General features: G+C 70.4%; 8 protein-coding genes. 3 read left to right on the top strand and 5 right to left on the bottom strand.

What is annotated here, in order from left to right; all coding sequences use genetic code 11:
- Together AB0M43_RS39250 and AB0M43_RS39245 are read right to left on the bottom strand one after the other, a co-directional pair.
- On the bottom strand, positions 1–870 hold an 870-nt coding region (locus AB0M43_RS39250; RefSeq protein ID WP_363732940.1), incomplete at its 3' end, for a M9 family metallopeptidase N-terminal domain-containing protein.
- Between the two features lie 146 nt (positions 871–1016).
- Positions 1017–1979 carry a LysR family transcriptional regulator gene (locus AB0M43_RS39245; protein WP_363732938.1) on the bottom strand — a complete coding sequence of 321 codons (963 nt, stop codon included), beginning with the start codon at positions 1977–1979 and terminating at the stop codon, positions 1017–1019.
- Between the two features lie 95 nt (positions 1980–2074).
- Here AB0M43_RS39245 and AB0M43_RS39240 point away from each other — a divergent pair, with 95 nt between their 5' ends.
- The 3 genes from AB0M43_RS39240 (at position 2075) to AB0M43_RS39230 (ending at position 3580) form a co-directional block, all read left to right on the top strand.
- The gene (locus AB0M43_RS39240) at positions 2075–2770 is read left to right on the top strand and encodes a response regulator transcription factor (RefSeq protein ID WP_363732936.1); all 696 of its coding nucleotides are present in this window, start codon (positions 2075–2077) and stop codon (positions 2768–2770) included.
- Between the two features lie 122 nt (positions 2771–2892).
- Positions 2893–3132: a hypothetical protein gene (locus AB0M43_RS39235; RefSeq protein WP_363732934.1), complete on the top strand. Its 240-nt coding sequence runs from the start codon at positions 2893–2895 to the stop codon at positions 3130–3132.
- A 46-nt stretch (positions 3133–3178) separates the two neighbouring features.
- A complete protein-coding gene (locus AB0M43_RS39230; RefSeq protein WP_363732932.1) occupies positions 3179–3580 on the top strand; it encodes a hypothetical protein in 402 nt (133 codons plus the stop codon).
- On the opposite strand, the gene AB0M43_RS39225 is transcribed toward AB0M43_RS39230, so the two are convergent.
- The 3 genes from AB0M43_RS39225 to AB0M43_RS39215 form a co-directional block, all read right to left on the bottom strand.
- A complete protein-coding gene (locus tag AB0M43_RS39225; RefSeq protein WP_363732930.1) occupies positions 3544–3861 on the bottom strand; it encodes a hypothetical protein in 318 nt (105 codons plus the stop codon). The genes AB0M43_RS39230 and AB0M43_RS39225 overlap by 37 nt on opposite strands.
- Positions 3862–3955: 94 nt before the next feature.
- Positions 3956–4624: a class I SAM-dependent methyltransferase gene (locus AB0M43_RS39220; RefSeq protein WP_363732928.1), complete on the bottom strand. Its 669-nt coding sequence runs from the start codon at positions 4622–4624 to the stop codon at positions 3956–3958.
- Positions 4621–5235 (bottom strand): DUF2064 domain-containing protein, encoded by a 615-nt coding sequence (locus AB0M43_RS39215; protein ID WP_363732926.1) that lies wholly within the window; start codon positions 5233–5235, stop codon positions 4621–4623. Before AB0M43_RS39215 ends, AB0M43_RS39220 begins: the two co-directional genes overlap by 4 nt.
- Positions 5236–5316 lie beyond the last annotated feature (81 nt).

Below are 5316 nucleotides of genomic sequence, written 5' to 3'. Positions count from 1 at the left end.
GTCGGCCTGCACGGCCGTCACGAACGCGGGGACCTGGTGGCCGCGGAACAGCACGGTGTAGACGTTGTTGACGGCGTTGAGCATCCACCACGACGCGTCGTAGGAGCTGTTGTAGCTCGTCAGCAGCCGCTTGACGATGGACAGGTAGCGGGCGTTCTCCTCGGCGCTGTCGATCAGCGTCACGGCCTCGGAGAGCGTCTCACCGTTGGCGTCGTTGACGTCGAAGGCACGCGGGTTGGCGAAGAAGGAGTCCAGGCCGGAGCGGATCGCGGTCTGCAGGCCCGTGCCGTAGCTGCCGACCGTGGCCGGATCATACCAGTGCACGTAGTAGCCGGCGCGCAGGTAGAGAACGAGCTGGGCCGTTCCCGTGCTGTTGTTCCCGGGGTACGCGGAACCGTTGTCCCGCAGCCCGTAGGCGACGCTGGTCATCTGTGCCTCGCGGAACGCGGAGTACGCGTCCGATCCGCTCAGCGAGAACAGGCTGTTGACGCAGTCAGTCGTCGATGCCTTGATCTGGTCGACCAGCGCCCACCCGGTGCGGCTAGTGAAGTCGCTGACGTTGCAGGTCGCGGCCAGGGCGGACCGTCCGGCCATGGAGGGCCTGGGCGCCTTCTCGGTAGCAGTTGCGGGTTCGTCGTAGTCGCGGCGCTGTTCTTCCTTCGACGCCGGCCGGGGCGCCCGCTCGCGCATGTCGGTCCCGGACTTCGCGAAGTGCCGGGGTTCGGCCGCCTGTGCCGGAACTCGGGGAGCGGGCGCGGGGGTGGTGGGCGCTGCCTGGGTCGGGGTGCCTGCCACCAGCAGACCGGCTATCAGACTGAGTGCCACGAGGGACAGGCGTGCGAGGGCACGCCGGTCGGGGTGATCTCTCATTGCGGATCTCCGAGGGGGTCGGGTCCTGGCCGGGTGTCGGCCAGGTGGATCCGCAACGTATTGACGCTTCCCTTTCGGGCACAACAGTCGTTAGGGCGTCGTTTACCCAGAGGTGTCGTGGGTGTTACCGGCCCCCTAAGAGACGGTCAGTCCGTGCGGGGGTGCACCTCCGGGTGGGCGGCCCACCAGGGGCCGTAGGTCGGGTTGTCCACCGCGTGCTCCACGTACGCGCGGGCGACGGCGAGGTACACCTGCTCCGCGTCCACCTCGGAGACCCGGGACCGGCGCCAGGCGAGCAGGAGCCTGGCACGCAACGGCTCTCCGACCAACCGCCGAACGACGAGGCCGCCCCGCGACACCGACGTCGGCTCCACCAGCTGGATCGCCCGGCCCGTCTCGATGAGTTGCGCTCCGCCACCCGTGGGGGCCTCGAAGCGGATCCTGGGCACGAACCCGGCCCGCCGGCACGCCGACCGCAGCGAAGTCAGGGAGCCGTCGTCGGCCCCCGGCGGGGAGATCCACGCGTCCTCCGCCAGATCCGCCAGATCGATCTCGTCGCGGTCGGCGAGGCGGTGCCGTGCCCCGATGGCCACGAAGATCGGCACCTTGGGTACCAGCATCCGTTGCGCCAGATCGGTGCCCAGCCCGACCTCGTGGTCGTCCATCATCCCGATCACCGCCAGGTCGAGCCGGTCGTGGCTCAGGGACTGCGAAAGCGCCACCGCCGACGGCTCCACCTGCATGGTGATCTCCGCGTCGGGCAGCGCGGCCACGACGTTGTCGAGAACGCTGCCGCAGCACTCCATGTGCACCGACCCCAAGCGCAGGGTCCTGGTCGTTGACGGATCTGCCTGCAGCAGTTCGCCGGTGAATCCGTCGATCTCGGCGACGACCAGCCGTGCGCGCTGCAGCGCCCGGTGCCCCAGAGGGGTGGGGGTCACACCGGTGCGGCTACGCACGAAGAGCTCACCCCCCAGCGTGCGCTCCACCCGCTGCAGGAGCGCGGTCAACGAGGGCTGCGAGATGCCCAACCGCACGGCCGCCCGGGACACACTGCCGGCCTCGGCGATGGCACAGATCGCACGCAGATGACGGACGTCGAGCTCCATAGCCCCAGGCTATACCTGCTGGTATGACCGCAGTCACACATCCGATGCGAGCCTGTGGGGGAACCGCATTGTCCGACCCCGATGGGACGTCGACCATGGCGAAGATACTGCTGATCGACAACGACGTGACCTGCCGACAGGCCACCACAGGGGGCCTGTCGGGCATGGGCCACCACGTCACGGCCCTGTCCCTCGATCACGTCGGGACCGCACTGATCGACGGGTCACGTCGCGCGCACGGCAGGCCCGACGTCGTCGTGTTGGATCCGTCAGCCCCCGGCATCGACTGCGCCCAGGTCACCCAGCTCGTCCGGTTGGGTACCCGCCGACCGGTCATCGTCACAGCAGCGCTCCGCAGGGAAGCCGACATCGCCCGACTGCTGGACTTCGGAGCGGAAAGCTATGCGGCCAAGCCCTGCTCGCCGCAACTTCTCGACGCCCAGATCGGAGCGGTCCTGCGGCGTATCCCTCCCCCTGCGCCGCCGTGCACGCGGGTCGTCGGCCAACTTCGCCTCGATGTCGGCGCCAGGGTCGCGTTCCTCGGCGGCCGACAACTTCGGCTGACGCAGCGTGAGTTCGACCTGCTGGACCGCCTCAGCGAGAGTCCCGGCACGTTCGTTTCCCGTACCGTCCTCAAGACCCACGTACGCTCCGCGCGCTGTTCACGCACCGTCGACGTACTTCTCTGTCGACTCCGAGCGAAACTGGGCGAGGATGCCGATAACCCCCGATATCTACACAGTTCCCGAGGGGCGGGTGTAGCTCTCCAGGAACCCCCTCGCCTGCCGTGAGCCGGGACGACGATCAAGAAGTGGTTTGAGATAGTCCGCTCTATCGCGGTGCGGTAGCCGGCCCGTCCGAGCGGCCCGTCACCGGTTCCCACCCGGACGTCATACCAGATCGGCTATTCGGTATGACACGACGGACGATCCGCTTCGCCCCCGACGTCGACCACCGTCTGGACCAGCTCGACGCCGGGCAGGTGTCGGCGTACGTGACCGAGGCCGTGCGGGACCGCATCACCCGGGAGCAGACCCTCGCAGCCCTGGCCGAGAGCGGCTACTACCCCGACCCGCAGAAAGCCGCCGCTGCCGCCGCGCTGCTCGCCCGCCGGCGCTGCGCGACGCTGCGGTGTCGCGTTTGGCGGACCTGACCGGCCTTTCGGTCGGCGAGCTGCGCGACGACCTCGGTCTCGGCAGGTGAGCGACTTCGCCCTCGTCCTGGACGCTGGTGCCATCGCCGCCTACGCCACCGGCGACGCCGATATCGTCGGCACCCATCTGGTCGGCGCGGACATGATCGGCATCCGCGCGGCCGTGCCGACGACGTGCCTGGCCGAGGCCTACGCGATCCTCGGCCCCAAGCCCGAGGCGATCCAGCGGATCCGACTGCTGCTCGGGCTGCCGTGCATGCGGGTGGTGCCGATGCTACCTGGACAGTCCCGCGCAGTCGGCCTACTGTGCCACGACCACGCCGACCTGGCTCGCCTCGGCATGGCCCACACGATCATCACCGCCGTCTCCTCCGGGGCTGCGGTGATGACGTCCTCGCCGCTGGTCGGCGACTACCTGCCCGCCGAGTGGCCCATCATCGTCGTGTAGAGAATCCCCGGATGCAGCCCATCGACGCCGATAGAAACGAGCTGCGGCGTGACACACATCTCCGCCGCGCCGACAGCGCTGAGGCTTGCCAGGATCGCGACGGTCGTACAGCCGGAAGGCTGGCCCGGTCCGATCGATTCTCCGTAGGCTCTCGCGGTGAGGACACCGCTCTGGCCAACGTCCTGACCACGAACTCCGAACCCCACGGGCTCATTCGACACCGCCGAACCAATCTCCAGGAGGCGGCCGTGATCGATCAGATCATCGTGATGGAACGCCATTGTGACATCCGGGTGACCGTCGCCCCGACGTGCATCCACTCCCCCGTCCGCCGCGGAGGTTGACGGTTAGACGCGCCGGCCCGGGAAACACCAACTACCGGCCCTCGCCTCCAATTGTCACGGCGGCGGTCACCGGTGCCGGGGTTGTGAGTGCGGCGAACCACCGGCCCGCCCGGGTCCAGGTCTCAGCCACGTCCAGGTGAGCCACTTCCGCGATGCGGGGCAGGTCGGTGAAGGACACGAACGCCCACGGGAACGGGGCACTGACCTGTGCGTCGACCCGCAGGCGTAGTTCGGTGACGGTCGTGGGCCTGCGGGGTCGGTCGAGTTCGACGAGCAGGGCACCGCCGGGAGCCAGCAGCGCGACGCACCGGGCGAGGAGGCGCCCCGGGTCACCGCCGATGCCGATGTTGCCGTCCGCGAGGAGCACGGTGTCCCACAGGCCCTCGCGGGGCAGTCGGCCGAACACGTCGGCGCGCACCGCCCTGGCGCCCCTGGACCGGGTCAGGCGCACGGCGGCTGCCGATACGTCCACCCCGAGCGCGGCGGCACCCCGGCCGGTGAGCGCGGCGACGAGCCGGCCAGGGCCGCAGCCCACGTCGAGGATGTGCCCGACGCACCGGTCGAGCAGGCCGCCGTCGCCGGGCGCCCGGGCGCTGACCCACCGCTCAAGGCCCGCCGGGCGGCTCACTCCCGAGCACAGGTAGTCCAGGCGGCTGTCCGTAGTCAGGGCCGTTTCGTAGAGCTCCAGTGCGGTGGTCATGTGGTCACCGGCAGATCAATGCCGGCGAGGGTCCGGGCGAACCAGCCGCCCGGGGCCATTGTCGCGACGGCACGGGCGTCGGCGAGGGTGTCGACGTCGCGCAGCACGGGCAGGGGCAGCACCCGCAGTCCGGCCCCGGCCAGCGCGAGGGCGGTGAGCCGGCCGGTGTCCGGGGTGGACATCGGCACGTCGCGCAGTAGTTCGCCGTGTGCCGGGTCGCGCAGGCCCAGCGCCCACCAGCCGCCGTCTTCCGCCGCGCCCAGGACGGCGTCGGCCTGGCCGAGCCAGGCCAGGGCCGCGCCGAGGAGTTCCGGGTCGGCCTGCGGGGTGTCCATGCCGATGAGCAGGGTCGGGCCGGGGCGGTCGGCGAAGCCGTTGGCGAGGCGCTCTCCGAGTCCGTCGCCGCGCTGGTGGCAGATGTCGAACCCGTCGGCGGGGTACTCGCCGTCGAGGAGCAGCGTCCGGTCGGCGGCCACGGCGCGCACGGCCGTGAGGGTGTCGGCGAGTGCGGCGGCCGCCAGGGCCGCAGCCTGCTCGGGCGAGCAGGGCGGGCACAGCCGGGTCTTCACCCGGCCGGGCACCGGTTGCTTGGCGATCACCGTGATCCTCATCGGGCGAGCACCCGGCTCATGTCGCGCACGGCGCGCAGGGTGCCCAGCCAGGTTCCGGTCACCTTGGAGACGCTGCCCTCG

Origin of the sequence: Longispora sp. NPDC051575, assembly GCF_040681875.1 — a bacterium.
GTDB lineage: Bacteria > Actinomycetota > Actinomycetes > Mycobacteriales > Micromonosporaceae > Longispora.
The sequence above is the reverse complement of the archived record's forward strand: the minus strand, read 5'-3'. Positions and strand labels throughout refer to the sequence as shown.

What these genes read in the sequence shown, in the direction of transcription:
- AB0M43_RS39245 (WP_363732938.1), bottom strand. Translation starts at nt 1,979, where the DNA reads ATGGAGCTCGACGTCCGTCATCTGCGTGCGATCTGTGCCATCGCCGAG.
- AB0M43_RS39240 (WP_363732936.1), top strand. Translation starts at nt 2,075, where the DNA reads ATGGCGAAGATACTGCTGATCGACAACGACGTGACCTGCCGACAGGCC.
- AB0M43_RS39235 (WP_363732934.1), top strand. Translation starts at nt 2,893, where the DNA reads ATGACACGACGGACGATCCGCTTCGCCCCCGACGTCGACCACCGTCTG.
- AB0M43_RS39225 (WP_363732930.1), bottom strand. Translation starts at nt 3,861, where the DNA reads ATGGCGTTCCATCACGATGATCTGATCGATCACGGCCGCCTCCTGGAG.
- AB0M43_RS39220 (WP_363732928.1), bottom strand. Translation starts at nt 4,624, where the DNA reads ATGACCACCGCACTGGAGCTCTACGAAACGGCCCTGACTACGGACAGC.
- AB0M43_RS39215 (WP_363732926.1), bottom strand. Translation starts at nt 5,235, where the DNA reads ATGAGGATCACGGTGATCGCCAAGCAACCGGTGCCCGGCCGGGTGAAG.